Raw genomic sequence first — 25,386 nt, forward strand, 5'->3', positions numbered from 1 at the left:
CGCCCGCCCGGCGCCGCCCTGCCGCAGCGCCCCCGCCGCGGCAGAGGCTCGCGGGGCGCGGCCTACAGGCCGTAGGAGCGGAGGTACGCGGCGGTGTCGTGCCAGCCCTCGACGGCGAAGCACTCGACGCCCATCGCCTTGACGGGGTAGTCGTTGCCGTCCGGGTCGAGGCGGTCGCCGACGAAGATCATGTCGTCGAGAGGGATGCCCGTCAGCTCGGTGAGCTTGTTCATCCCGTACGCCTTGTCGATGCCCTTGCGGGTGATGTCGACCGACGTCGAGCCGCCGGAGCGGACCTCGAGGTCGGGGAGCACGGCCTGCACGGCCTCGCGGAGGGTGTTCTTCTTCTCGCCGTCCGGGTCCCAGGCCTGCTTGACCTCGACGGGCGCGGACTGGCCGAGGGCCGAGAAGGTGATCTGCGAGTCGCGGTCCTCGAGGATCGGGCCCCAGGTCTCGGACTCCCAGTAGCCGAGCTCCTTCGCCTTCTCCTCGACGGCGGCGAGCGCGCGCGACTTCTCGTCCTCGGTGAGGTTCTCGGCGTAGATCTGCGCCCAGTCGCCGTTCTCGTACCGGTAGTACTGCGTGCCGCAGGTGGGCATGAGGTGCAGCTTCGCGAGCACCTCGGGGTCGGCGCCCTCGAGGCGGTCGAGCACCTGCATCCGGAACTGGCCGATCTGGCCGCCCGAGATGATGCACACCTCGGTGGCCTGGAGCAGCTTCACGAAGAGGTCGGCCATCGCCGGGTCGACGGGGGACTTCGAGGCGGCGAGGGTGTCGTCGAGGTCGAAGGCCATCAGGCGGGGCAGGGTGCTCATGGAACTCGTTTCACGGTCTGCGGACGGGGCGGTAACGAGGATACGGGGCGCCGCCGCAACGCGCGCGCGGTCGGCGCGAGCGGGCTCCGAGCGCAGACTGGGGGCATGACCGCCGCCACAGCGCCCGACGGAGGACGCCGCTCCGTTCCGCGCACTCTCGCCCGCATCCTCCTGGGCCTGGTGCTCGTCACGGCCGGCTCGGCGCACCTGACGGTCGCGCGTCAGGCCTTCCAGGCGCAGGTCCCGCCGTGGCTGCCGGCCGACCCGGACCTGGTGGTCGTCGCGTCGGGCGTCGTCGAGATCGCGCTCGGGCTGGCGCTCGTCGTGCTCGTGCGGTGGCGCGTGATCGTGGGAGTCGTGGTGGCCGCGTTCTTCGTCGCGGTCTTCCCGGGGAACATCTCGCAGCTGGTGACGCGGACGCCGGCGTTCGGCCTCGAGACGGACGCGGCGCGCGCGGTGCGGCTCGTCTTCCAGCCCCTGCTGGTGGTCTGGGCGCTCTGGTCGACCGGGGCGTTCTCGGCCTGGCGGGCCCGCCGGTCGCGACGCCGCGGGGACTGAGCCGCCGGTCCGCGGCCCGATCGTCCCGCGATCCTCCGGAACGACGAACGGCGGTCGGCGGGAGACCCCGCCGACCGCCGCCCGTGCCCTGCTCGGCTAGGCCGCGAGGCGGCGTCGCGCGACGACCAGCGCGAGACCCGACAGCAGCAGCACGAGGGCTCCGCCGATCAGGCCGGCCGCGTCGGCGCCGGTGTTCGCGAGCGAGCCCGGGCCGGAGCCTCCCGCGACGGGGGCCGCCGTGGTGGTGGGGTGCGGCGACGGAGCGGTGGTGGGCTGCTCCGTCGGGGTGCCGGGCTCGGTCGGCGCCGGGGTGACCGGGACCTCGGCGGCGGGCTCCGTCGTCAGCGACCAGTTGGGGTCGTAGAAGTCGGCCTGGTCGATCACGCCGCGGGCGGTCGACCAGTCGATGAGGAGCTGGCGGATCTCGAGACGCTCGTCGTAGACGAGCGGTGCCTGCGCGACGGCCGGGTAGGCGCCTCCGCCGCTCTGGCGGTAGTTGTTGACCGCCATCACGAAGCGCTCGTCGTCGGCGACCGGGGTGCCGTCGGCGTGGGCGAGACCGCGGATCCGCGAGCCGGCGGGCTGGGAGACGTCGATCACGTAGTCCAGGCCCGAGATCGCGTCGTAGTTGTAGTCCGGGATGCCGTCGGGGCGGTCCTCGGTCGTCGCGTTGGTGCCGGTCTCGGGGTCGAACACGGCGCCCTCGGCGGTCTGCACGAAGTAGCGGGCCGAGAACTCGAGGTAGTCGCGCACCTCGGCTCCGGTCAGCTCCACTCCGCGGAGGGTGTTCTCGTAGATGTACAGGCCCGCGATGTCGCGGATGCTGACCTGCCCCTTCGGGAAGACGGCGGTGCGCGAGAACGGCGACGCCTGCGAGATCACCGGCAGGTCGGCCCACTCGGTGCCCTCGAGAGCCGTCTCGACGGTCTCGGCCTGGACGGTGTTGATGAAGTCGATGATCGGGGTGTCCTCGTAGCGCGAGGTCGCGGCCGAGAGCTCCTCGACCGAGTCGGCGACGGGGGTGTTCACGTACTCGATCGTGGCGGCGTGCTGCTCGGCGAGGGCGTCGACCAGTGCGGGCGACTCCTCGGCGATGTCCTTCGCGTAGACGGGCTGCGTGACGGGCGCGTTCCCGGCCGACCAGTCGACCTCGAGGCCGCCCGCGGCGTCCGGCACCAGGTTCAGGGTGACCTCGGTGAGGCCCTGCGCCCAGAACTCGGGCTGGGTGACCAGCACCTGCTCGCCGGCGACGTTGGTGAACAGCGTCTGCGGCAGGTCCTTGTGGCTGTGGCCGGCGACGACCACGTCGATGCCGGGGACCTGCGTCGCGATGTTGTTGACGACGTCCTCGTTGAGGTCGGCGGGGTCGTACTCGGCGTCCGGCACCGTGCCCTGGCCGGTGTGCGCGAGGACGACGACCACGTCCGCCTGCTCCTGCACGATCGGGACCCACTGCTTCGCGGCGGCGACCATGTCCTGGAACTCGAGGACGCCGTCGACGTACTGCTTGTCCCAGACGCGGACGCCGGGGGTGACGAGGCCGAGGACGCCGACGGTGACCGTCTTCCCGTCGATCTCGCGCTCGATCAGCGTGTAGGGGTCGTGGTACGGCTTGCCGGTGGCGACGTCGACGACGTTCGCGCCCAGCAGCGGGGCGTTCAGGTCGCCCTCGTACGCGCTGAGCATGTCGAGCCCGTAGTTGTACTCGTGGTTGCCGACGACCTGCGCGTCGTAGCCGATGGTGTTGAACGCGGTGGCCATCGGGTGCGTCGTCTCGCCGGAGAGGACGCCCGCGGCGCCGTCGCCGAGGCCGTAGTAGTAGGTGAGCGGCGTGCCCTGGATCGCGTCGCCGTTGTCCATGACGAGCACGGACTCCTCGCCCTTCTCGGCGCGGAGGCGGTCGACCTCGGTCGCGACGCGGGTGAGGCCGAGCGCACCGTCGGCCGGGTACGGCGCGTTCGCGAAGTAGTCCCAGTCGTAGACGTGCCCGTGCGTGTCGGTCGTCGACACCAGGGTGAGCTCGACGCCGTCGTCGAGAGGGGCGGCCGAGGCGATCGGAGCGGCGGTGGCGGCTCCGAGTGCGACGACGGCGAGGAGGCTTGCGGCGCGGAGTCTGCGCATCGTGGTCCTGTTCGCGTGATGAGTGGAGTGTGAACGTCCTCGAATCTATGCGCCGCGTGTGAACTGCGCATGACGGGATCGAGAGCATTGCTCGGCGATGCGTCCGCGGTGCCGGCCCGGAGCCGGAGGAGTCCGCGGGGCCGCCCCCGAGCGCAGGAGCCGTCCTCCGGCCCCTCCGCTAGAATCGAGCGGCTGGTCGCGCGGAGGCGGCACGACTGCCGCGCCGCACCCGCCCACCCCCGCCCCTCCCGTCGAGAAGGACACGCCATGCCAGCAATCGTCATCACCGGCGCCCAGTGGGGCGACGAGGGCAAGGGACGCGCCACCGACCTCCTCGGCAGCCGCGTCGACTACGTCGTGAAGTTCAACGGCGGCAACAACGCCGGGCACACCGTCGTGGTGGGCGACGAGAAGTACGCCCTGCACCTGCTCCCCTCCGGCATCCTCACCCCGGGCGTCGTCCCGGTCATCGCGAACGGCGTCGTCGTCGACATCGAGGTGCTGTTCCACGAGCTCGAGGCGCTGAGCGCGCGCGGCGTCGACGTGTCGAAGCTGCTCGTCAGCGCCAACGCGCACGTCATCACCAGCTACCACCGCACCCTCGACAAGGTGACGGAGCGCTTCCTCGGCAAGCGCCAGATCGGCACCACCGGCCGCGGCATCGGCCCGGCGTACGCCGACAAGATCAACCGCGTCGGCATCCGCATCCAGGACCTCTTCGACGAGAACATCCTCCGCCAGAAGGTCGAGGGCGCCCTCGACCAGAAGAACCACCTGCTGGTGAAGGTCTACAACCGCCGCGCGATCCTGGTCGAGCAGGTGCTGGAGGACCTGCTGCAGTACACCGAGCGCCTGCGCCCGATGGTCGCCGACACGTCGCTGGTCCTCTCGCAGGCGCTCGACGCGGGCAAAACGGTGCTGTTCGAGGCCGGCCAGGCCACGATGCTCGACGTCGACCACGGCACCTACCCGTTCGTCACCTCCTCCAACGCGACCTCGGGTGGAGCGGCCACCGGCTCCGGAGTCGCGCCGAACCGCATCGACCGCGTCATCGCGGTCATCAAGGCGTACACGACCCGCGTCGGCGCCGGACCGTTCCCGACCGAGCTCTTCGACGAGTGGGGCGAGTACCTCCGCCGGCAGGGCTTCGAGTTCGGCACCACGACCGGCCGCCCGCGCCGCTGCGGCTGGTACGACGCCCCGATCGCCCGCTACTCGGCGCGGATCAACGGGGTCACCGACTTCGTCCTCACCAAGCTCGACGTGCTCTCGGGCCTCGAGACCATCCCCGTCTGCGTCGCCTACGACGTCGACGGCGTGCGCCACGACGAGGTCCCGGTCTCGCAGAGCGACTTCCACCACGCGAAGCCGATCTACGAGGAGTTCCCCGGCTGGCAGGAGGACATCTCCGGCTGCCGCGAGTTCTCGGACCTGCCGCAGACCGCGCAGGACTACGTGCGCGCGCTCGAGGCGATGAGCGGCGCCCGGTTCTCGGCGATCGGCGTCGGGCCGGAGCGCGAGCAGGTCGTCGTGCTGCACGACCTGCTCGACTAGAAGCGGCGAGGAGCCGGGCCGGGCAGCCCTCTCGGAGGCGGCCGACGTGGTCACAACGGAGGAAGAACGTCGGGGACCTCGCGGAGTGACGCGGATCCCGGGCCCTCTCGACGAATCCTTCCTCCGGTGTGGACACGACCGCCGCCGAGCGCGCCGGATAATCGGCGCATGCAGATCTACGCCGACCTCCCGGCCGTCCGCGCGCGGCAGATCCTGGCCGACGCCCTCGCTCTCGGCGTGGCCGTCGTGGCGATCGCCGCGGGGATCGCGGTCGGCTCGCTGATCGCCGGCCTGGCCGAGATCGGCCGTCGGCTCGAGAGCGCCGGCAGCGGCTTCGGCTCGACCATGAGCGACGCCGGGACCACCCTCGGCGGCATCCCCCTGCTCGGCGACGCCGTGCGCGCTCCGTTCGACGAGGCGAGCGGGGCCGGCTCCGTGCTCGCCGCCGCCGGACGCGACCAACAGCAGCTCGCGAGCGCCCTGGCCGTGGTCGCCGGGCTCGCCGTCGGGGGCCTCCCGCTCCTGCTCCTGGCCGTGCTCTGGCTCCGGCCCCGGCTCCGCTTCGCCCGCCGGACCGCCGAGCTGCGCGCCCTCGGCTCGACCGGCGGCGGAACCGAGCTGCTGGCCCTGCGCGCGCTCACCCAGGCGTCCCCCCGCGACATCCTCGCCGCGCACCCGGACGCCGCCGCGGGCTGGCGGGCCGGCGACCCCGCCGTCACCGCCGCGCTGGCGGCCCTCGCCCTCCGCCGGGCGGGGCTCCGGCCCCGCTGACCCCGCAGGACCATCGCGGGTCCGCCGGAGGGATGATGCCGCGAGCCACTGCGGACGACGCCGGCGACACGGGTGCCTCCGTAGCGTCGAGGACATGCAGAACCAGACCTCCTCCGTCGTGGCGCGCGTCGAGGGCGTGCGCAAGCTCTACGGCAGCACGCCGCCCGTCGTCGCCCTCGACGACGTCACGCTCTCGATCGAGCGGGGCGAGTTCACCGCGGTGATGGGTCCCAGCGGATCCGGCAAGTCGACGCTCATGCACGTCCTCGCCGGCCTCGACACCGCCTCCTCCGGCCGCGTGTTCCTCGGGGAGGCCGAGATCACCTCGATGAGCGACGCCGAGCTGACCGTGCTCCGCCGCCGCAGCGTCGGCTTCGTCTTCCAGGCCTTCAACCTCGTCCCCACGCTCGACGTGCGCGGCAACATCCGCCTCCCGTTCGAGCTCGACGGCCGCTCCCTGACCGGCGACGAGGAGCAGTGGATCGCCCGGCTGATCGAGTCCCTCGGGCTCCGCGAGCGCCTCACGCACCGGCCCCACGAGCTCTCGGGCGGGCAGCAGCAGCGCGTGGCGATCGCCCGCGCCCTCGCCACCCGACCGCAGCTGATCTTCGCCGACGAGCCCACCGGCAACCTGGACTCGCGCACCGGCCGCGAGGTCCTCAGCCTGCTCCGGGCCTCCACCCGCGAGTACGGCCAGTCGATCGCCATGGTCACCCACGACCCGATCGCGGCGGCCTACGCCGACCGCATCGTCTTCCTCCGCGACGGGGCCGTCGTCGACGACCGCCGCGGGATGAGCGCCGAGGAGATCTCGCGCGCGATGCTCACGATGGAGGGCGCGGCGTGAGCGGCGTGCGCACGGGCTCGAGCCAGGGCGGGGGCGCCATCGTCACCGTCGCCGCACTCGCCGCGGCGTTCGGCGCCGTGCTGGTGCAGGTCATCGCCGACATGGTCGCGGCCTTCGCGGCAGCGGGGATCGACGGCATCGGCCAGGTCGCCCTCATGCTCGGGATGGTCGGCGCCGTCTTCTTCGGCATCGCCGTGTTCGTGGGCGGGATCGTCACGGCCAACGCGGTCTCGACCGTCATCGCCGGGCGCACCCGCGAGATCGCCCTGCTGCGCCTGCTCGGCGCCTCCGGCCGGTCGCTGCGCAGCGGGATCGTCCGCACGGGCCTCCTGCAGGGGCTCCTCGGAGCGGCGATCGGCCTGGTCGCCGGCGTCGCTCTCGTGGCGCTCGCCGCGGAGCTCGCCATCCGGAGCGGCACCCTGCCCCGCTTCGACTACCCGCTCGTCTCGCCCGGCCTCGTGCTGCCGCTGATCGCCGTGGTCGCCTCGACGGTCATCGCCTCGTGGTCCGGATCGCGCCGCGTGCTGGCGGTCGCGCCGTCGCAGGCCGCCGGATCCTCCGCCGAGCCCCGCTACGAGGAGCTGCGCGGCCGCACCGCCCGCAACGTCACGGCGATCGTCTTCGTCGTGGTCGGCGCGCTGCTGCTCGCCGCGGGCGTGGTCCTCGGGCTCGCCAACCCCGGCGGCGTCCTCCTCGGGCTCGTCGGAGGCATGGCGTCCTTCACCGGCGTGATCCTCGGGGCGCCCGTCCTGCTCCCTCCGCTCACGGCCCTCGTGGGCCGCGCCTTCGGCCGGGGCCCCGTCGCCCGCCTGGCGTCCGCCAACGCCGTCCGCAATCCGGCACGCAGCGCTCGGGCTGTGATCGGACTGGTCATCGGAGTGTCGCTGGTCACGATGTTCGCGGTCGCCGCCGCCACCTTCGGCACGATCATGGAGCGCTCGGGTGAGACGAACCCCGAGGTGATAGCGGCGTTCGAGCAGTTCATCCAGGTGAGCACCGCGGTGATGAGCGTCCTGCTCGGCTTCTCGGTCGTCCTGGCCGCCGTCGGCATGGTCAACACGCTGTCGCTCAGCGTGCTGCAGCGCCGGCGCGAGCTGGGCCTGCTCCGCGCGCTCGGCTTCACCGGCTCGCAGGTGCGGTCGATGGTGGTGCTCGAGGCGGCGCAGATGATCATCGCTGCCGCGGTGCTCGGCATCGTGCTCGGGATCGTCTACGGCTGGTGCGGCGCGATCTCGGTGTTCGGCTCGCTGCCGGGCATCGGACTGATCCCGCCGACCGTCCCGGTGCCGATCCTGGTGGCGGTGCTCGTGGTGGGCGTCGTGATCACGGTCGTCTCGGCCGTGCTGCCCGCCCGCCGCGCCACGAAGGTGTCGCCGGTCGCCGCTCTCGCCGTGGCCTGAGAGCCGGCGCCGCGCAGAACCCGCAGCCGGAGGGCCGGCGCCCTCACCACGGAGGACCCGGTGGCCGGAGGGCCGGCGCCGCGCAGAACCCGCAGCCGGGGGCCGGCGCCCTCACACCACCGAGAACCCCGCGGCGAGGGGCTCCCGCCCGCTCAGCGCGAGCAGGAGCTCCTCGCCGCGTCCGGCTCGAGCGGCCAGCCCGCCGGTCAGCGCGCAGCACGCCTCGACGGCCTCGCCGGGCAGCACGTGCGGGATCCCGGTGGCCCGCGAGAGGTCGAGCGTGTGCACGACCAGCTCGAGCAGCCGGGTCCGGAGGTACTCGTCCAGCTCGATCGCGTGGCCGCCCACGGCGACGAGGCGGCCGGGACGCTGGGCGGCGACCAGCTCGATCGCGCGGCCCGCCGCCTCCGCCAGCGCCTGAGCCGGCCTGTCGCCGAGCAGCAGCCCCGCCTCGACCCCGCGCCGCGCCACCGCCGCGGGGTCGGCGACGTTCCCGGCCAGCGCGGCGTAGTAGTCGAGCGCGTCCTCGATGGTCGGCTCGGGCGGCTCCGGAGCGAGGAGGTACGCCTCGACCGTCAGCACCGCCCGCGACGCGTGGCCCGCGAGGCCGCGGACGTCCCAGACGCCGAGCCCCGGCTGCTCCCACTGGTCGTCCCGCACCTGCGCGAGCAGACCGACGAGGGCGGCGGCGGCGGACTCGAACAGCGCGGCGGTGCTCATGGAGCCATGCTGGCACGGTGCCCCACACTTATCGCATGAGCAGCCCCCGCCGCCCCGGTCCCGTCACGCTCGTCGGCCGCTCGATCGTCCTCGAGCCGCTCGCCGTCGAGCACGTCGAGCCGCTCGGGCGGGCGATCGGACGTCCGGAGGTGTTCGCCGGCGGCTACGGAGGAGGACCGTCCGGCCTCCCCGGCACCCCGGAGGAGTTCCGCGCCTTCGTCGACCGCTACTACCCCTGGGGCACGGGCCTGCCATTCGCCGTGCTGCAGGAGGGGCGCGTCGTCGGCACGACCTCGCTGGCCGACTTCGACGAGACGCGCGAGGCTGCCCACCTCGGCTGGACGGCCTACGCGCCCGAGACGTGGGGCACCGTCGTGAACCCGGAGGCGAAGCGGCTGGTGCTCGGGCTCGCCTTCAACAGCGGCTACGAGCGGGTGAAGCTCCAGGCGGATGCGGTGAACGCGCGCTCGCGGGCCGCGATCCTCCGCCTCGGCGCCGTGTTCGAGGGGGTGCTCCGCCACGACCAGCGGCGGGCCGACGGCTCGTGGCGCGACACGGCCGTCCACTCGATCCTCGCGGCCGAGTGGCCGGCCGTCCGCGACGCGCTCGACCGCCGGATCGACGCGGCGCCAGCGCTCCCTCCCTCGACCGCGCAACCGCTGACCGGGCGGCCGCCCGAGGAGTAGGAAGGAGGCATGGAACGCATCCACTACGCCGGCAGCTCCGTGCTGACGGGTACCGCCATCGCGCGGTCGCTGCTGGCCTACGCGGAGGCGCTGGCGCTCACCAAGGGGTCGATCACGGTCGACATCCCGATCCGCCAGGAGTCCGGCCGGCCCGGACGGGCGGCGCTGCTGATCGGACCGGCGAGCCAGCTGTTCTCGGAGTCCGAGGACGACGGAGCCGAGGAGCTGCTCGACGAGGAGCTCGTCGAGCGCTTCACCCGCGAGACGGCCCGCCTGGGCGTCTCGCACCCCGTGGCCGAGGAGGACGGCGGCGCCGGGCCCCTCTCCGCCGTCGACACCGAGATCCCGCACTTCCACGGCGAGGACGACTCCTGGTGAGCATCCGGGGCGCCGGTAGGATCGACACTCACGACTCCGCCCGATCCTTCGCGGACGGGCGACTTCCCGAACGGAGAACCGCCTGATGGGGCGACTGATCTACGACTCGACCCTCGAGGCCGACTTCGACGACCGTCTGCTGGCGCACCTGCAGATCGTGATCGGCTCGAAGCTCGCGCGCAACGAGTCCTTCTACTTCTCGTGGAAGGACTCGCAGGCGGTCGGCGACGGACGCACCTCGATCTGGCTGCACCCCGCCATCCCGCTGCGCTTCAAGTACCACGGCGGCCGTGCCCCGAACATCAACCCGGACTGGATCCGCCAGCTGCTCGCCGATTCGCACACGGCGCACGGGCTGCGGATCAGCGAGGAGCCCCACGGGACCGCCCGTCAGAGCGAGGAGAGCATGCTGTGAAGCGCGTCGAGATCATCTACGGCGGAGCGCCGTTCAGCCTGAGCGAGACGTCGGCCGCGGAGGTGCGCGAGAGCATCGACCGCGCCCTGGACGGCTCCGCGTCGCGCTGGATCACGGTGAACCAGGGCGAGGGCGAGCCCCGCGAGACCTCGATCCTGATCACGCCGGGAGTGGCGTTCTCGGTCGCCGACGTCGCGCACTGAGGTCGACGCCGCGGTCACGGTGATCGCCGCCGCTCACGCCGCCGGCTCGGTCCGGGGCGCTCGCACCGCCGGCCCGCCTCGGAACGACTGCCGTCCTCAGTGCACCCGCGCCGCTCAGCCCGCCAGCACGCGCGGGAACTCCCCCGGGATCTCGCTCGCGAGGTACCCGGCCGGGCCGATCCGCGCGGAGAGGCGCGTGTCCGCCTCCGTGTGCAGGAACGCGCCCCACGCGGCCGCGCCCATCGGATCGACGCCGCGCCCGCGCAGGCCCGCCGTCGCTCCGGCGAGCACGTCGCCGCTGCCCGCGGTGGCCAGCCCGGGGTGCTCGCCCTCGATCCGCACCGCGTCGCCGTCGGGCGAGGCGATCGTGTTGAACAGGCTCACCACCGCGCCGTAGCGCTCGGCGACCGCGAGGGCGGCCCGCTCGACGTCGTCGACCTCCTCGCCGAGGAGCCGGGACGCCTCCTCCGAGTTCGGGGTCAGCAGGAGCCGGCCCGCGAGCCTCCGTGCGAGACGGCGCTGCCCGGGCAGGACTCCGAGCGGGAAGGCGTCGAGGTGCACAGCCGGCACGTCGTCGAGGAGCGGAGCGAGGGCCCGCAGGGTCGCGGCGGTCGCGCGCGGGTCGTCCAGGCCGGGTCCGATCAGGGCGACGTCGGCGGAGGAGAGCTCGCCGGCCAGGACGTCGAGCCCGCGGCCCGAGACGGAGCCGGTGCGCGTCTCCGCGAGCGGGACCACTCCGCACTCTGGCAGCGCGACCGCGGTGGCCGACGCGACCGACTCGGCGACGCAGAGCGTGATGCGACCCGCGCCGGTCCGCAGCGCGGCGATCCCCGCGAGGATCGCGGCGCCGGGCGTCTTGCGGGCGCCGCCGACGACGACCACGTCGCCGCGAGAGTGCTTCGAGCCTCCGGGCTCCGGGAGGGGCCAGCGCTGCTCGAGCAGGGCGCGGGAGACGAGGTCACTCATGAGGGTCTCCTTCTCCGTCCGCGCGGTCGTCGTGCCGGGTGACGGGGGCGCCGGAGCGCTCGAGGTGGGACGTGCGGTTGAAGAGCTCGAGGCGCCACGCGTCGCCGTCGCGGACGAGACGGGTGACGGAGCCGTTGGCGACGGGCGTCGAAGCGCCGATGTCGAGCAGCTCGTGCTCGGAGAGGCTCTCGAGGACGTAGCGGAGGACGAGGACGACCGCGTCGTGGCAGAAGAGGATCGCCGGCCCGGGAGGCGCGGCGACGGCGAGGTGGTCGACGAAGGCGCGGACGCGGAGCGCGAGGTCCGTCCAGGCCTCGCCTCCCGGCGGCCGGTAGTAGAACTTGCCGAGCCACTCGCGCCGCGCCGCCTCCTCGGGCATCCGGGCCCGCACGCCGGCGGAGGTGAGGCGGTCGGTGACGCCGAGGTCGCGGTCGCGCAGGCGCTCGTCGGGGCGAAGCCGCAGGTCGATGCCGGCCTCGCCGAGGGCGAGGCGCGCGGTCGCGGAGGCGCGGCGGTAGGGCGACGTCCAGGCGGAGGCGGGCCGCGCCTCCTCGGCCAGCCAGCGGCCGAGCGCGCGCGCCTGCTCCTCGCCGGCGGGGGAGAGCTCGACGTCGGGGTCGCGGCGGTCGACGGCGATCTCGTGCGCCCCCGAGGCCTCGGCGGCGCTCGCCGCGATGTTGGCGAGGCTCTCGCCGTGGCGGACGAGGAGGAGCTCGGTCGGGCCGGTGGAGGAGGCGGGCATGACTCCACGCTCCGCCTCGCGGGCCGGAGGCGCCAGGGGGTTCCGCCGCGGCGACGCGGGTTGCTACGGAGTCGTCAGGGGTTCCGCCGTCGTCAGGGGTTCCGCCGCCGTCAGGGCGCCTCTCCGTCGGCGCGCTCCTCCGCAGAGACCGCCGTGACGACCGCGGTGAGCGTCTCGGGGTCGCTCAGGATGCGGAAGTGCCCGCCGGTCTCGATCCGGACGTTGACCGCGCCCTCGAGCATGCTGCCCTCGGGGATGTGCGGGTCGAAGAGGCCGAACACGGACGTGATCCGCGCGTTCGCTCCGGAGCGGCTCGACAGCAGCAGGGTCGTGGCGTCGCGCGGCGAGAAGGCTCGCAGGCTCCGGAGGACCAGGTAGGGCGCGTAGCGGGAGCCGCCGAACGGGGTCGCCACGGCGACCATCCGGTCGACCCGGCCGTCCGGGTCGAGCTCGGTCATCACGTACTTGCCGATCAGTCCGCCCTTGCTGTGGGCGACGATCACCACGTCGCGGAGCCCGTGCTCGGCGAGGTAGGCGGCCACGTCCTCGGCCGTCCGGGCGACCGGGCGGCCGTTGCGGCCGAGGCTCGTCAGCACGTGGAGAGGGTGCCCGCGCTCGTGCAGCGGATCGATGATCGGGCGGAGGAAGGACCAGGTCTCCCAGATCCCCGGCAGGACCACGACGGGCCGCCGGTCGCCGTCGAGGTAGTCGTCCGGGGCACGGCGCGAGAGGACGCCGCGCACCTGCCAGGCGACGGCGTAGGCGTAGTCGCGGATCCACCAGACGGCGTCGCGGACCAGGCGCCGGAGCCGGCTCATGCGGCCGGCTCCGACCGGAGGGGGAGCGGGGCGGCGGGCCTCTCGCCGAGCGCGGCGGCGAAGCGGAGGATCTCGCGGGCGAGCGCTCCGGGCTCGGTGCGGGGGACGACGTGGCGCGAGCCGGCGAACTCGACGAGCCGCCCCTCGCGCGCGTGGGCCGTGAGCCGCTCGCACCAGTCACGGGTGGCGATCGGATCGTCGCGGCCGCGGGCGACGAGGACCGGCACCTCCAGCCGGGCGACGCGCTCCTGGACCGGATGCCGCAGCATCTCGGGCAGCTGGCGCAGGTACCAGCGCAGGCCGCCGCGCAGGTAGTCGGCCAGCACGATCGCGTCGACGCCCACCGGCTCGCCGAGGCAGTCCCGCAGCAGCGCGAGCCCCTGGCGGACCGCTCCGGGCCGCTGCGGATCCACCACCGGCCCGATGAGCACCGCGCCGTCGACCAGGCCGGGCGCGCGCAGCCCCAGCTCGACCGCCACCTGCGACCCCATCGAGTGCCCGACGACGACCGCGCCCGAGACGCCCAGTCCGCGGAGGACCTGCTCGACCTGCCGCGCGTGGTCCTCGAGGCCGATCCTCCGCCGCGGTCGCGCGTTCGCGCCGAAGCCGGCGAGGTCGACGCCGATCACCCGGCCGTGCCGCTTCAGGCGGGCGGCGAGCGGCGAGAAGGTGTGGTGCGACATCCCGATCCCGTGGATCAGGACGAACACCGCGCCCGCTCCGGCCGGACCGGTGTCGACCGTCCGCAGCGTGACGTCCTCGACCTCGTGTCGCACGGGGAGGACGCGGCGGGGCGGTGTCGGCAGCATCGTCCCAGGCTAGGGATCGGCGGCCGGCCGCGCGGGGGGATGCGCCCGCTCCCGCCGTGGTCTAGGCCGCATCCACCCTGGGGAGGAGCGTCCACCCCGCCGGCCGCCGGCGGTCCCCGCCGAGCGTCCCGTCGTCCCCGCTGTCAAGCGGCTCCTCCGCGGCGGCGCCCCTGCCTAGCCTCGGAGGAGGGGGCCGGCGTGCGCCGCTCCCGGAGGGATGACGCCATGCGGATCGCGATCGTCGGGGCGACCGGCAACCTGGGGACGGCCCTGCTGCGGCGCCTGCACGGCGAGGCCGGGGTGGAGGAGATCGTGGGCATCGCCCGCCAGGCCCCTCGGCCTCGCTCGGAGGAGTACCGCGACGTGCGCTGGGTCGAGATCGACCTCGCGTCGAGCGTCGCCCCGCGGCGGCTCCGCGAGGCCTTCGCCGGCGTCGACGCCGTCGTCCACCTCGCCTGGGCGCTGCAGCCCAGCCACGACGAGCCGTTCCAGCGGCTGGTCGACGTCGGAGGCACTGCGGCCGTGCTCGAGGCGGTCGCCGCCGCGGGAGTCGGCCAGGTCGCCGTCGCCTCGTCCGTGGGCGCCTACAGCGCCGCGCCGAAGTCGATCCGGGTGACCGAGGACTGGCCCACGGGCGGCCTGCACACCTCGACCTACAGCCGCCACAAGGCCGCGAACGAGCGGCAGCTCGACGCCTTCGAGGAGCGGCACCCCGAGATCGTCGTCACACGCCTGCGCCCGGGGCTCGTCTTCCAGCGCGGAGCGGCGACCGAGATCGCCGGGCTCTTCGCCGGACCCCACTACCCGACGCGGTGGCTGAAGGCGGTCCGGATCCCGGTCCTTCCGCTGCCGAGGAGCATCGTCTTCCAGGGCGTGCACGCCGACGACGTGGCCGACGCCTTCTGGCGCGCGCTCGACCGGCGCGCCGGCGGGGCCTTCAACATCGCGGCCGAGCCGGTCCTCACGCCGGAGCGGCTGGCGCACGCCTTCGGCGCCCGCCTGGTCACGGTGCCGTTCGGGCTGCTCCGCTCCGTCGTCACCGCGACCTGGCACCTGCGCCTGCAGCGCACCGACGCGGGCTGGCTCGACATCGCGGGCAACGTCCCGGTGATGTCGACCGAGCGCGCCCGCGCCGAGCTCGGCTGGGCGCCGACCCGCACGGCGGAGGAGGCGCTCGCCGAGCTCGTGGTCGGCCTGGCCGACCGCTCGACCGTCCCGGGCTCGCCCCCGCTCCGGGGCTGATCCGGCCGGGAGCCGATCAGAGGCGAGCCCTCCCGGTCAGTCGGCGACGCGGATGAGCACCTTGCCCGTCGCGCCCTGCTCGACCGCGTCGTGGGCGGCCGCGGTCTCCTCGAGCGGGAACCAGGTCAGCGGGAGGCCCGCCTCCTCGCCCACCGGGAGCGCGCCGTCGACGAGCGCCGCGGTGATGTCCTCGGCCGCGGCCTGCAGTGCCTCCTCGCCCACGGTGTAGAGCAGCAGGCCCTGCCAGCGGGCGTTCTTCGCGAAGCTCGCGACGATCGGCACGGTGAACTCGTCGCCGTTGTTGTTCGCGTAGTACCCGATGCTGCCGTGGTTGGCGAGCACCTCGACGTCGAGCGCGGCGTTCTGAGCCGGTGCGACCTCGACCACGTGCTGGACGCCCTCGGGGGCGAGCTCGCGGATCCGGTCGGCGAGGGCGTCGTCCGGGTACTGCAGCACGTGCTGCGCACCGGCCGCACGGGCGAGCCGCTCCTTGGAGTTGCTGCTCACCGTCGCGATGACGGTCGCCCCGGCCCAGACCGCGAGCTGGATCGCGGCGTGCCCGACGGCTCCGGCGCCGCCCTGGACCAGGACGGTGCGGCCGGCGAGGGCGCCGGGGGCGAGGCGGGAGGGGCCGTGCTCGTGCACGGTGAGGGCGCGGTGGGCGGTCATCGCGGGGACGCCGAGGCTCGCGGCGACGTCGGTGCCGACGCCCTCGGGCAGGCGCACGACGTGCTCGGCGGCGAGCACCGCCGACTCCTGCGCGGTGCCGGTGGGGCGGCGGTGCGCGGAGAGGTACATCCAGACCCGGTCGCCGACGGCCAGGCCCTCGACGCCCTCGCCGAGCGCCTCGACGACACCGGCGCCGTCCTGGTTCGGCACGACCTCGTCGAACGCGAGGTCGCCGTCTGCGCGCGCCTTCCAGTCGGTCGGATTCACGCCCGATGCCAGGACGCGGACGCGGACCTCGCCGGAGCCCGGAGCCCGCTCATCCCGGTCGACGAGGGAGAGGACGGAGGAGTCACCGGTGCGGGAGTAGACGATCGATCGCATACGGAGGGCAAGGAGCGCGGGCGGCGGTGTATTCCCGGCGGCACGACGAAGGGCGGCGGGCCCGGAGGCCCACCGCCCTGTCAGCGCCGACGGATCAGTGCTGCACGTCCTCCTGGACGGCGTGCTTGGCCTCGCGGGCCGAGTCCTTCACGTCGTCGGTGGCGGAGGTGCCCGCCTCCTTGACGTTCTGCGCGGCGTCGGTCGCGGTCTCCTTGACGGAGGCGAACGCCTGCTGCGCGGGCTCGCGGAGCTCGCTCGCCGCCTCCTTGGCCGCGTCGGTCACCTTGTCGACGACCGGCTGGGCCTGCTCCTTGACGCGGCTCGCCGCCTCCTTCTCCTTGCTGGAGGCGGGGATGAGCGAGGCGACGAGGAGTCCGGCGCCGAGGGCGATGAGCCCCACGGCGAACGGGTTGCCCTCGGCCTTGGCCTTCGCCGAGCCCGCACCGCTCGAGAGCGAGTCGGAGGCGTCGTGCGCCGAGCCCATCACGCGGTCGCGGACGGAGCCCACGGCCGACTTGACCTTGTCGGTCTGACGCTGCGCGATGGCGGACGGGCTGACCTTCTCGGCCAGCGCGTCGACGTCCCCGCCCAGCTCGAGGCGCGTGCGCTCGATGTCCGCCCGGATCTCCTCGGGTGTCTTGTTCTGTCCTGCGTCGTACGTCATCGTCCTGCCCCGTTCGGCTTGAGGGTGTCGGGAATCTTCTTGAGGGAGTCGACCGTCTCGGGAGCGCCGTCGACCTGCTTCAGGCTCTTGCGGCCCACCGCGTAGAGGATCGCGGCCACGATCGCCCAGATGACGGCCACGACCACTCCGGACCAGCCGTTGCCGATCAGAGTGCCCAGGCCCCACCAGAGGGCGATCGAGAGGAAGAGCACGGCCATCAGCGCGGCGTACCCCGCCCCGCCGAGGAGGCCCGCTCCCTTGCCCGCCTTGCCGGCGGACTCCTTGAGCTCGGCCTTGGCGAGGGCCATCTCCTGGCGGATCAGGGTGGAGAGGTCGCGCGAGACCTCGCCGAGCAGATCGCCCAGCGACGTCGACCCGGCCCGCTGGTCGGGCGTCTCCGTCGAGCGGTGGACGCCCGTCGGGTCGGTCACAGCCGGCCGCCGTTCGGGAAGCCGCCGTCGAGCGGGTCGGCGACGGGCTCGGTCGGCGCGTAGTCGCGCTCGAGGGAGCTCGATCCGACGGTGCCGTAGGCGGACGCGACGGGCGCGTCGTACGCGGAGGCGTCGGAGTACGCGGTGGTCGAGGCGGGGGCGTCGAACTCGGGCCCGTCGGTGCGGGTGCTCGTCGCCTCCTTCTCGTCCTTCGCCTCGGCGGTCAGGGCTCGGATGAGGCGCCCGCCGACGAGTCCCGTCGCCGCGGCGATGAGGATGAAGGCACCCGGGCGGCGGCGGGCGAACGTGCGGACGTCGTCGAGGAGCTCGGACGGGTCGCGGTTCTCGAGCCACGAGGCCACACCCTGCACGCGGGTGGCCGCCTGGGAGACGAGCTTCGCGGCGGCGTTGTCGCTGCCGCCCTCGCCGTTGGCCAGCGCGGTCAGGTCGTCACTGAAGGCGCGGGCGCCCTTGGCGGCGTTCTCCTTCTGGGCGTGGGCCTGCTCGGTGAGCTGGGTGCGGCTCTGGTCGTAGAGGTCCTTGACCTGGACCTTGGCCTCCTGGACCACGTTGGCGGCCTCGTCCTTGCCGGTCGAGAGCACTTCGCTCGCGGCCTGCTTGGCGTCGCCGGCGACGGCGCCGGCCTGGTCCTTGGCGGTGCCCGCGGCGGCGCTCGCCTTCTCCTTCGCGGAGTCGGCCGTGCTGCCCGAGGAGGAGCCGGAGGAGGTGTCCGTGGAGGCGACGTGCGCCCCGCTGTCGATGGGGGTCTCGGTCGCGCCGAAGTTCGCGGCGCCGTCTCCGAACGGAGGTGAAGCGGGATCGATGTTCGACATCGTCTGTCCCTTCCAGGATCGAGTGGGGAATGAATGCGTGCCGGCGTCGCCAGTCTGTTCGGGCTCTCAAGTACCGGGAAGGGCATAGCGGCTGACCCCCCGATGGGGCTACCATCCCGCGCCCACGAGGGCGGGGCCCGAGAGCCCGTGGATCGACTGCTCCGCCACCGCGTCAAGCCCCTTCTGACCCGCGAACAGGGCTCCCTACCGTCGAGAGGACAGACATCGGACGTCCGCACCCGGATCCGCCCGGCTACCCCGGAAAGGCAACCAGTCATGTTCTTCCACCGTCAGGAACTCCAGTTCACGTCCACGCCCTCGAAGCCCGACGCGGTCTTCGCCCGCCGCTTCCAGGAGGTGCTCGGCGGCCAGTACGGCGAGATCACCGTGGCGATGCAGTACGGCTTCCAGGCCTGGAACGCCCACGACCCGGGCAAGTACCGGGACCTGCTCTTCGGCATCGGCGCCGAGGAGTTCGGCCACGTCGAGATGATCGCCGTGATGATCGCCCAGCTGCTCGAGAAGGCCCCGGTCGAGCAGTCCGAGGACGCGATGAAGAAGGACCCCGTGCTCGCGGCGGTCATCGGCGGCTCCGACGTGCAGCACGCCATCGTGGCCGGCGCCGGCGCGCGCCCCGTCGACAGCATGGGCAACCCGTGGCAGGGCTCCTACATCACCGCCAGCGGCAACCTGCTGGCCGACTTCACCGCCAACGCGAACGCGGAGATGCAGGGCCGGCTCCAGGTCGCCCGGCTCTACCACATGACCGACGACCACGGCGTGCGCGACCTCCTGTCGTTCCTCCTGGCCCGCGACACCATGCACCAGAACCAGTGGATAGCGGCGGCCGCCGAGCTGCGCGCGGAGGGCCGGGAGGACCTGCCCGTGCCCTCGAACTTCCCGATCTCGAAGGAGGAGCGCTCCGTGTCGTACGAGTACATCAACTTCTCGGACGGAGCAGCGGCCTCCGAGGGCAGCTGGGCCTCGGGCCCGACCCCGGACGGCAAGGGAGAGTTCAGCTACCGCGTCGCGGAGCCCGGCGGCAACGTCCCGATGCCCCCGCCCACCCAGCCGGACGAGCGCCTCTACGGCACCGACCCGAAGCCGAACATCGTCGAGAAGGCAGTGGGAGCCGTCAAGGACGCGGTGACGGGCAAGTGAGCGCCGCACGGGTCCTCGGGGCGCTCGGCGCCTCCGCTCTGACGATCGGCCTGCTGGCCGGCTGCACCGGCGACGCCCAGACGCCCTACCAGTCGGGGAGCGCGGTGCCCACCAGCGCCGACGACGGATCGTCGCAGACGCCCACGAACGCGCCCTCGCAGTCCGCTCCGTCCGAGTCCGCCACCCCGGCGACCTGATCCCGCGCCCTCGACCGGCCGGCACCGGTCGAGGGCGCGAATCATCGCAGTCCAGCGGGCGCCCGGGCAAGCCCCTTCCCGCTCCCAGGAAGCGGGCAGTTCCCGGTCCTACGGTCGTGCCAACGATCAGCGAAGGAGGCACCACCATGGGGCTCGATGACAAGATCAAGAACGCCGCTCAGGACATCGCCGGCAAGGCGAAGGAAGCCCTGGGCGACCACAAGAACGACGACAGCCTGAAGGCCGAAGGCCAGAAGGACCAGGCCGTGGCCTCGGCCAAGAAGGCCGGCGAGGACGTCAAGGACGTCTTCAAGTAGGTCTCGGCAGTACCGCGAAGGCGGCGCTCCCCTCGGGGGGCGCCGCCTTCGCTGTTCCCCGGCTAGGGGTGCAGGACGACCTTGATGCAGCCGTCCTCCTTCTTCTGGAAGGTCTCGTAGAGGGCCGGAGCGTCCTCGAGCGGCGCCCGGTGGGTCACGAGGTCCATCACGCCGAGCGGATCGGAGGAGTCCTCCACCAGCGGCAGCAGGTCGTCGATCCAGCGCTTCACGTTGCACTGGCCCATCCGCACCGTCACCTGCTTGTCGAACATCGACTTCAGCGGCATCGGGTCGGCCTCTCCGCCATAGACCCCGCTCAGCGAGACGGTGCCGCCGCGGCGCACCAGGTCGAGGGAGGCGTGCACCGCGGCGAGGCGGTCGACGCCGACCGTGTCCATCGCCTTGCGGGCGATCGGGTCGGGCAGGAGCCCCGCCATCGACTGCGCGAACGAGCCGACAGGCGAGCCGTGCGCCTCCATGCCGACCGCGTCGACGACGGAGTCGGGGCCGCGCCCGTCCGTGAGGTCGCGCAGCTGCGCGGCGATGTCGTCGGACAGGTCGAAGGTCTCCACGCCGTACCGCTCGGCCATCGCGCGCCGCTCGGCGACGGGCTCCACGGCGAGGATGCGGTAGCCGCGGTGGGCGCCGATCCGCGCCGCGAACTGGCCGACAGGGCCGAGTCCGAAGACGACCAGGGTCCCGCCGTCGGGCACCTGCGCGTACTCCACGCCCTGCCAGGCGGTGGGCACGATGTCGCTGAGGAAGAGGTAGCGCTCGTCCGGCAGGTCCGTGCCGACGACGATCGTGTTGTAGTCGGCCAGCGGCACGCGGAGCAGCTCGGCCTGCCCGCCGGGGACCTGGCCGTACATCTTCGTGTAGCCGAAGAGCGCCGCTCCCGAGCCGTACTCGGTGACCTGCGTCGTCTCGCACTGCGACTGCAGCCCTCGGCGGCACATGAAGCACTCGCCGCAGGCGATGTTGAAGGGCACGACGACCCGGTCGCCGGGCTTCAGGGTGGTGACTCCGGAGCCCACCTCCTCGACGACGCCCATGGGCTCGTGGCCGAGCACGTCCCCGCGGTCGATGTAGGGCCCGAGGAGGCGGTAGAGGTGCAGGTCGGAGCCGCAGATCGCGGTCGAGGTGATCCGGACGATCGCGTCGGTCGGCTGCTGGATGCGGGGGTCGGGGACGGTCTCGACCGAGACCTTCTCGATGCCCTGCCAGGTGAGTGCTCGCATGCTCGTGTCCGTTCTCCGGCTCGCGCCGGTCGGGGTCGGTGTCCCTCCACCGCACACCCGGAGGGCGCCGAGGGGGAGGGGCTTGACGCTCCCCGGAGCGCTCCCGAGGGGGATTCCCGGGAGAACGCACGGACGTGCATCCCGCGTTCACCCGACTCACGGCGGCCGAGTGGTGGGATGGGGGGATGGATGCTCTCTACACCGCCATCGCCCACGCCTCCGGTGGAGGACGCGACGGCCACGTCCGCACCGAGGACGACCGTCTCGACCTCGACACCCGCGCCCCGCAGGAGCTCGGCGGCTCCGGCGAGGGGACCAACCCCGAGCAGCTGTTCGCGGCCGGCTACTCCGCCTGCTTCCTCAGCGCCCTGCACGGAGCCGGTCGCCAGCTGAAGATCGACACGACCGACGCGGCCGTCTCGGCCAGCGTCTCGATCGGGAAGAACGACTCCGACGGCTTCGGCCTCTCGGTCGAGCTCGACGTCTACGTGCCGAAGGCGAGCTCCGAGGACGCGCAGAAGGTCGCCGACGCGGCGCATCAGCTCTGCCCGTACTCCAACGCCACCCGCGGCAACATCCCCGTGCAGATCAACCTGGTCGACTGACCGGGCCCTCTGGACGGCCCCTCCCGGACTCCGGGCAGGGGCCGTCGTCGTGTCCGGGGGCGGTCCGTTAGGGTCGGGGCATGACCGAGGAGCTGTCGCACGAGGAGCCGTCGCACGAGGAGTCCCTGGCGCGGGCCGAGCTCGTGCAGATCCGTCAGAGCATCGACAACATCGACGCGGCGCTGATCCACCTGCTCGCCGAGCGCTTCAAGTTCACGCAGAAGGTCGGCCGGCTGAAGGCCGCGCACGGGCTGCCCGCCGCGGACCTCGAGCGCGAGGCCCGCCAGATCGCGCGGCTGCGGGCGCTCGCCGAGGAGTCGCACCTCGACCCGGCGTTCGCCGAGAAGTTCCTCGGGTTCATCGTCGCCGAGGTCATCCACCACCACCAGCGCATCGCCGACGGCGCCGAGGACTGAGGCTCAGCCCTCGATCCGCAGCAGCCCCACCGTGCGCTCGCGCAGCACGCCGAGCAGCAGCGGGTAGTCGGGGAAGAGCTGGTCGCGCCGCAGCGTCGGCACCCGCAGCCCGAGGGGGACCTCCGTGACGCGGCCGTTCGTCTCGGTGAGGGTCAGGCGGAGGCTATGGCTCCCCGTCGGGCTCGAGGCGACGACCGAGCGCAGAGCCTCGAGCGGGAAGATCAGCCCGTCGATCTGGATGGCCGACTCCGACACCACGATCGAGCCCGGCAGCCCGGGCCGCAGCGCCAGCCGCGCCGCGACCAGCCCGAGCGGGAGGGAGAGCGCCACGACGACCGCCCCCAGCGCGATCTGCGCGCGGTCGCCCGACGGGGATCCCGCGAGGGCGACGGCCAGGACGCCGGCGGCGAACGCCTCCGTGGCGACGACGACCAGGGCGACCGCCCGGCGCTGGAGCGGAGCGCGGTGCGGCCGGAAGCGGACGGCCGAGGCGGGCCCGGCCAGAGCGGGCGGCAGGGCGTCGCGGACGCGGGCGGCGGCGCCGAGGTCGGCGAGCAGGGCTGCGAGGTCCTCCGGGCGGAAATGCGCGCAGCGGACCTCGACTCCGTCGCCGCGGCACCAGGCGACGAAGCCGTCGCCGTCGGCGGACTCGAGGAAGCGGACCGACCGGCGGGGCCACTGCTCGCGGCGGCGGCGGCCGCGCATCAGCACGACCTGCGTCTCGGTCGTCATCACGCGGGTGGGGGAGACGACGAAGAGCGAGACCGCCGAGGCCAGTCCGATGACGACGGTGAGGGCGAGGAGCCCGAGCGCGAGCACCGACTCGTCGAGGACCCCGCGGCGGTCCGCGAGGACGGCGAACGGGATGAGCACGGCCGCGAGGCCGGCGCCGAGGAGCCGCAGGAGGAGGGCGCGGAGGCGCCGCAGGACCGATGGGCCGTACACCCGTCGCGTCCGGATCGCCATCGGTTCCGACTCCATCGCGTCAGGCTAGCCCCGGCCGGGGCCGGTCGCCCGGAGAGGCGCGGCGGTGGCGCGATCCTCGCGCCACCCGTCCCCGGTTCGGGGGAGGAGTGGCGCGAGGCGCGGCCTACGCCTCCGCGGTGCGGTGCAGGGCGCGGACCGAGACGACCCGGCGTCGGGCGATCGCGGCGACGGTGAGCAGCAGGCCGAACAGCAGCCAGATCACCAGGCCGACGACGGCGCCGGCCGTGCCGTCGGTGCCCTCGACCACTCCGGACAGCGCGTTCTGCGCCGCCGAGAGCGGCAGGAACCCGAGCACGTCGTCGAACAGCCCGGGGACCGTCGAGATGATGCCCGCGCCGAGCGCGATCACCGCCGCGACCATCGCGAGGAAGCGGCCGATCCCTCCGAGCAGGGCGACCAGCCCCTGGTTCACCGCGGCGAACGAGGCGCCGGTGAGCATCGCCAGGAGGGCGAAGCCGACCCAGCGGCCCGGCTCCAGGCCCGCGACCCCGCTCATCACGATCGCGACCGCGAGTCCCTGTACCACGCCGATCACGAGCGCCGGCACGTAGGAGGAGAGGGCGAGCGCCGCGGAGGAGCGGGTCGAGGAGAGTGCACGGTGCGAGAACGCCGCGAGCACCAGGAACGTCGCGAGGGCGCCCAGCCAGAGGGCGATCGTCGCGAAGAACGGGACGCTGGAGGCTCCGAACAGGTCGGTCGCGCTGCTCGCGTTCTCGACCGGGTCCGAGACGACGTCGGCGAGGTTCGTCGACTCCGACTCGGTGTAGGTCGGGAGCTGCGCGACCGCGGCGTCGAGGCCGGTCGCGAGCGTGCGGGTGCCGTCGGCGAGCTGCACGGCGCCGTCCGAGACCCCGCTCGCGCCGTCGGCGAGCTGGTCGGCTCCGTCGGCGGCGGAGGAGGCTCCCGCGGCGAGGTCGGCGGCGCCGCCCGCGGCCGTGGTCGCGCCGGTCGCGAGGTCGCGGGCACCGGCCGCGGCGGTGGTGGCGCCGGTCGCGAGCTGCGCCGACCCGGCCGCCGTGGTGTCGAGGCCGTCGGCGAGCTGGGACGCTCCGCCCGCGGCGTCGTCCGCGCCGTCGGCGAGCTGCGTCAGGCCGCCGGACAGCTGTCCGATGCCCCCCGAGAGAGTGCGCGCGCCGGTGGCGGACTGCCCGACCGCGTCGATCAGCGAGGGCTGCCCGTCGCCGCCGAGGCGGATGCCCGCGTCGATCCCGGCGACGGCTCCCGCGGTCGTCGTGGCGAGGGTGGTCGCGCCGGTGGGTCCGTCCGCCGAGGCGATGACGGCGCGCGCGGCGAGGCACTGCGTCGTCTCGCAGCCCTCGAGCGCGGCGCTGAGCGCCTCGAAGGTCCCCGCAGTGGCAGCGGCGGCGCCGGCGCTGAGGGCGGCGACCTGCTGGGTCCCGTCGCCGGTCCTCACCACTCCCTCCCTCAGCTGGTCGAGCCCGTCGGCCAGGTCGGAGGCGCCGCCCTGCAGCGCGGTCGCCCCGGTCGCCGAGTCGCGGGCGCCCGTCGCGAGCTGTCCCACTCCGCCGGAGAGGCCGCGCGCACCGGTGGCCAGCTGCGCGACCCCGCCGGAGAGGTCGGAGGCTCCGGTGCCCAGCTGTCCCACGCCGTCGGCGAGGGACGAGGCTCCGGTGCCGATCTGCCCGACGCCGTCGGAGAGCGAGGAGGCGCCGCTGGCGAGCTCGTCGATCCCGTCGGCGAGGCTGCTGGTGCCGTCGGCGAGGGTGGAGGCGCCGGTGCCGAGCTGGTCGGCGCCGTCGGCGAGCGTGCCCGCGCCCTCGGCCGCCTGGCCGATCTGCTCGTTGAGGGTGTTGAAGCCGACGTAGACGTTCTCGAGGTAGGCCGTGGTCAGCTGCGTGTTGAGCAGCGAGGTGGCGGTGCTGGTCACCGTGGCCGAGATGGCGTCGTCGACGAGCTTGGCCTTCTCGCTGGTGGCGATGTCGATGGTCGCCTTCGTCGCCTCCGCGGCGTCGCCCGAGTACGAGGTGGCGGCGGCGGAGAAGGAGGAGGGGATCGTCACGACGGTCGCGTAGCTGCCGTCGGCGAGGCCCTTCGCGGCGTCGTCCTTGTCCGTGAGGACCCAGGTGAAGTTGCCCGTCGAGTCCGAGCCGGAGACGTTGGGCACCGGGGTCGTGCTCGCGGACGGCGTCGCGCTCGCCGAGGGGGTGGAGGAGGGGGCGTCCGAGCTCGCGGAGTCGGTGCCGCCCGTCACCAGGCCGGCCGCGAGCTGGCGCCCGAGCGGCACGGTCTGCCCGTTGATCTCGACCGGGGTGTCCTCGTTGACCACGGCGGCCGTGATCGTGTCGAGTCGCTCGGTCGGGTTCCACAGCGCCCACACCAGGAGGCCGCCGATGACGAGGGGGACCAGGACGATCCCGAGAAGGGTCAGCCAGGACACCTTCTTGACGCCGCGGGGGCGTTCGAGGGAGAGGAGAGCCATCT

Annotated in this window: 29 protein-coding genes; 15 read left to right on the top strand and 14 right to left on the bottom strand. The window is 73.6% G+C overall.

Going from position 1 to position 25,386, the window contains the following annotated elements:
• Nucleotides 1-62: 62 nt before the first annotated feature.
• A complete protein-coding gene (locus C5C56_RS07960) occupies nt 63-815 on the bottom strand; it encodes an HAD-IIB family hydrolase (RefSeq protein WP_104222786.1) in 753 nt (250 codons plus the stop codon).
• Between the two features lie 105 nt (nt 816-920).
• On the opposite strand from C5C56_RS07960, the gene C5C56_RS07965 reads away from it, so the two are divergent.
• Complete coding sequence (locus C5C56_RS07965; RefSeq protein ID WP_104250678.1) at nt 921-1,373, top strand: DoxX family membrane protein; 453 nt, start codon at nt 921-923, stop codon at nt 1,371-1,373.
• A gap of 96 nt (nt 1,374-1,469) precedes the next feature.
• Here the strand turns inward: C5C56_RS07965 and C5C56_RS07970 are convergent, their stop codons facing one another.
• Complete coding sequence (locus C5C56_RS07970) at nt 1,470-3,494, bottom strand: bifunctional UDP-sugar hydrolase/5'-nucleotidase (protein WP_104319354.1); 2,025 nt, start codon at nt 3,492-3,494, stop codon at nt 1,470-1,472.
• Between the two features lie 267 nt (nt 3,495-3,761).
• Between C5C56_RS07970 and C5C56_RS07975 the strand changes: the two genes are divergently transcribed.
• From C5C56_RS07975 to C5C56_RS07990, 4 genes are all read left to right on the top strand, one after another.
• The gene (locus tag C5C56_RS07975; RefSeq protein ID WP_104250676.1) at nt 3,762-5,048 is read left to right on the top strand and encodes an adenylosuccinate synthase; all 1,287 of its coding nucleotides are present in this window, start codon (nt 3,762-3,764) and stop codon (nt 5,046-5,048) included.
• Nucleotides 5,049-5,216: 168 nt separating this feature from the next.
• Entirely contained in the window at nt 5,217-5,819 is a 603-nt protein-coding gene (locus C5C56_RS07980) for a hypothetical protein (protein WP_104319355.1), read from the top strand.
• 94 nt (nt 5,820-5,913) lie between these two features.
• On the top strand, nt 5,914-6,666 hold the full coding sequence (locus C5C56_RS07985; protein ID WP_104319356.1) for an ABC transporter ATP-binding protein: 753 nt from the start codon (nt 5,914-5,916) through the stop codon (nt 6,664-6,666).
• Nucleotides 6,663-8,066, top strand: a complete 1,404-nt coding sequence (locus C5C56_RS07990; RefSeq protein ID WP_258063296.1) for an FtsX-like permease family protein — start codon at nt 6,663-6,665, stop codon at nt 8,064-8,066. The genes C5C56_RS07985 and C5C56_RS07990 overlap by 4 nt, the downstream gene beginning before the upstream one ends.
• 111 nt (nt 8,067-8,177) lie before the next feature.
• Here C5C56_RS07990 and C5C56_RS07995 read toward each other — a convergent pair whose 3' ends face one another.
• Complete coding sequence (locus C5C56_RS07995; RefSeq protein ID WP_104288355.1) at nt 8,178-8,786, bottom strand: maleylpyruvate isomerase N-terminal domain-containing protein; 609 nt, start codon at nt 8,784-8,786, stop codon at nt 8,178-8,180.
• A 35-nt stretch (nt 8,787-8,821) separates the two neighbouring features.
• Here C5C56_RS07995 and C5C56_RS08000 point away from each other — a divergent pair, with 35 nt between their 5' ends.
• The 4 genes from C5C56_RS08000 (at nt 8,822) to C5C56_RS08015 (ending at nt 10,468) form a co-directional block, all read left to right on the top strand.
• A complete protein-coding gene (locus C5C56_RS08000) occupies nt 8,822-9,472 on the top strand; it encodes a GNAT family N-acetyltransferase (protein WP_104319357.1) in 651 nt (216 codons plus the stop codon).
• A gap of 9 nt (nt 9,473-9,481) precedes the next feature.
• Entirely contained in the window at nt 9,482-9,850 is a 369-nt protein-coding gene (locus C5C56_RS08005; protein WP_104222777.1) for a hypothetical protein, read from the top strand.
• Between the two features lie 85 nt (nt 9,851-9,935).
• A complete protein-coding gene (locus C5C56_RS08010; RefSeq protein WP_104222776.1) occupies nt 9,936-10,265 on the top strand; it encodes an ATP-dependent DNA ligase in 330 nt (109 codons plus the stop codon).
• Complete coding sequence (locus C5C56_RS08015; RefSeq protein ID WP_104222775.1) at nt 10,262-10,468, top strand: hypothetical protein; 207 nt, start codon at nt 10,262-10,264, stop codon at nt 10,466-10,468. Before C5C56_RS08010 ends, C5C56_RS08015 begins: the two co-directional genes overlap by 4 nt.
• Nucleotides 10,469-10,582: 114 nt before the next feature.
• On the opposite strand, the gene C5C56_RS08020 is transcribed toward C5C56_RS08015, so the two are convergent.
• The 4 genes from C5C56_RS08020 to C5C56_RS08035 all read right to left on the bottom strand — a co-directional run bounded on the left by C5C56_RS08020 (nt 10,583) and on the right by C5C56_RS08035 (nt 13,803).
• A complete protein-coding gene (locus C5C56_RS08020) occupies nt 10,583-11,434 on the bottom strand; it encodes an NAD(P)H-hydrate dehydratase (protein ID WP_104273158.1) in 852 nt (283 codons plus the stop codon).
• Nucleotides 11,427-12,176 (bottom strand): histidine phosphatase family protein, encoded by a 750-nt coding sequence (locus tag C5C56_RS08025; protein WP_104319358.1) that lies wholly within the window; start codon nt 12,174-12,176, stop codon nt 11,427-11,429. The genes C5C56_RS08020 and C5C56_RS08025 overlap by 8 nt, the downstream gene beginning before the upstream one ends.
• Before the next feature lie 110 nt (nt 12,177-12,286).
• Nucleotides 12,287-12,994: a triacylglycerol lipase gene (locus tag C5C56_RS08030; protein ID WP_104239324.1), complete on the bottom strand. Its 708-nt coding sequence runs from the start codon at nt 12,992-12,994 to the stop codon at nt 12,287-12,289.
• Nucleotides 12,991-13,803 (bottom strand): alpha/beta fold hydrolase, encoded by an 813-nt coding sequence (locus C5C56_RS08035; RefSeq protein WP_104319359.1) that lies wholly within the window; start codon nt 13,801-13,803, stop codon nt 12,991-12,993. The genes C5C56_RS08030 and C5C56_RS08035 overlap by 4 nt, the downstream gene beginning before the upstream one ends.
• Before the next feature lie 225 nt (nt 13,804-14,028).
• Here C5C56_RS08035 and C5C56_RS08040 point away from each other — a divergent pair, with 225 nt between their 5' ends.
• Nucleotides 14,029-15,045: an NAD-dependent epimerase/dehydratase family protein gene (locus tag C5C56_RS08040; protein WP_104319360.1), complete on the top strand. Its 1,017-nt coding sequence runs from the start codon at nt 14,029-14,031 to the stop codon at nt 15,043-15,045.
• A gap of 36 nt (nt 15,046-15,081) precedes the next feature.
• Here C5C56_RS08040 and C5C56_RS08045 read toward each other — a convergent pair whose 3' ends face one another.
• The 4 genes from C5C56_RS08045 to C5C56_RS08060 all read right to left on the bottom strand — a co-directional run bounded on the left by C5C56_RS08045 (nt 15,082) and on the right by C5C56_RS08060 (nt 18,023).
• A complete protein-coding gene (locus C5C56_RS08045; protein WP_104319361.1) occupies nt 15,082-16,095 on the bottom strand; it encodes an NADPH:quinone reductase in 1,014 nt (337 codons plus the stop codon).
• 94 nt (nt 16,096-16,189) lie between these two features.
• Nucleotides 16,190-16,759 (bottom strand): DUF3618 domain-containing protein, encoded by a 570-nt coding sequence (locus C5C56_RS08050; protein ID WP_104222768.1) that lies wholly within the window; start codon nt 16,757-16,759, stop codon nt 16,190-16,192.
• A complete protein-coding gene (locus C5C56_RS08055; protein ID WP_104222767.1) occupies nt 16,756-17,190 on the bottom strand; it encodes a phage holin family protein in 435 nt (144 codons plus the stop codon). Before C5C56_RS08055 ends, C5C56_RS08050 begins: the two co-directional genes overlap by 4 nt.
• The gene (locus C5C56_RS08060) at nt 17,187-18,023 is read right to left on the bottom strand and encodes a hypothetical protein (protein WP_104319362.1); all 837 of its coding nucleotides are present in this window, start codon (nt 18,021-18,023) and stop codon (nt 17,187-17,189) included. Before C5C56_RS08060 ends, C5C56_RS08055 begins: the two co-directional genes overlap by 4 nt.
• Nucleotides 18,024-18,299: 276 nt before the next feature.
• Here C5C56_RS08060 and C5C56_RS08065 point away from each other — a divergent pair, with 276 nt between their 5' ends.
• The 3 genes from C5C56_RS08065 to C5C56_RS08075 all read left to right on the top strand — a co-directional run bounded on the left by C5C56_RS08065 (nt 18,300) and on the right by C5C56_RS08075 (nt 19,698).
• Complete coding sequence (locus tag C5C56_RS08065) at nt 18,300-19,184, top strand: manganese catalase family protein (RefSeq protein ID WP_104222765.1); 885 nt, start codon at nt 18,300-18,302, stop codon at nt 19,182-19,184.
• A complete protein-coding gene (locus tag C5C56_RS08070; protein ID WP_104222764.1) occupies nt 19,181-19,381 on the top strand; it encodes a hypothetical protein in 201 nt (66 codons plus the stop codon). The genes C5C56_RS08065 and C5C56_RS08070 overlap by 4 nt, the downstream gene beginning before the upstream one ends.
• 146 nt (nt 19,382-19,527) lie before the next feature.
• Nucleotides 19,528-19,698, top strand: a complete 171-nt coding sequence (locus C5C56_RS08075) for a CsbD family protein (RefSeq protein ID WP_104319363.1) — start codon at nt 19,528-19,530, stop codon at nt 19,696-19,698.
• 62 nt (nt 19,699-19,760) lie between these two features.
• On the opposite strand, the gene C5C56_RS08080 is transcribed toward C5C56_RS08075, so the two are convergent.
• Nucleotides 19,761-20,936, bottom strand: coding sequence for a zinc-dependent alcohol dehydrogenase (locus C5C56_RS08080; RefSeq protein ID WP_104319364.1), 1,176 nt, complete (start codon nt 20,934-20,936; stop codon nt 19,761-19,763).
• Between the two features lie 185 nt (nt 20,937-21,121).
• Here C5C56_RS08080 and C5C56_RS08085 point away from each other — a divergent pair, with 185 nt between their 5' ends.
• Both C5C56_RS08085 and C5C56_RS08090 read left to right on the top strand, forming a co-directional pair.
• A complete protein-coding gene (locus C5C56_RS08085) occupies nt 21,122-21,541 on the top strand; it encodes an organic hydroperoxide resistance protein (RefSeq protein ID WP_104222761.1) in 420 nt (139 codons plus the stop codon).
• Nucleotides 21,542-21,621: 80 nt separating this feature from the next.
• A complete protein-coding gene (locus C5C56_RS08090; protein ID WP_104222760.1) occupies nt 21,622-21,957 on the top strand; it encodes a chorismate mutase in 336 nt (111 codons plus the stop codon).
• A gap of 3 nt (nt 21,958-21,960) precedes the next feature.
• On the opposite strand, the gene C5C56_RS08095 is transcribed toward C5C56_RS08090, so the two are convergent.
• Together C5C56_RS08095 and C5C56_RS08100 are read right to left on the bottom strand one after the other, a co-directional pair.
• Nucleotides 21,961-22,938: a hypothetical protein gene (locus C5C56_RS08095; RefSeq protein ID WP_146086460.1), complete on the bottom strand. Its 978-nt coding sequence runs from the start codon at nt 22,936-22,938 to the stop codon at nt 21,961-21,963.
• Nucleotides 22,939-23,047: 109 nt separating this feature from the next.
• Entirely contained in the window at nt 23,048-25,384 is a 2,337-nt protein-coding gene (locus tag C5C56_RS08100) for a YhgE/Pip domain-containing protein (protein ID WP_104297356.1), read from the bottom strand.
• Nucleotides 25,385-25,386: the final 2 nt, after the last annotated feature.

The organism is Rathayibacter sp. AY1D1 (assembly GCF_002932635.1).
In the GTDB taxonomy this organism is placed as follows: domain Bacteria; phylum Actinomycetota; class Actinomycetes; order Actinomycetales; family Microbacteriaceae; genus Rathayibacter.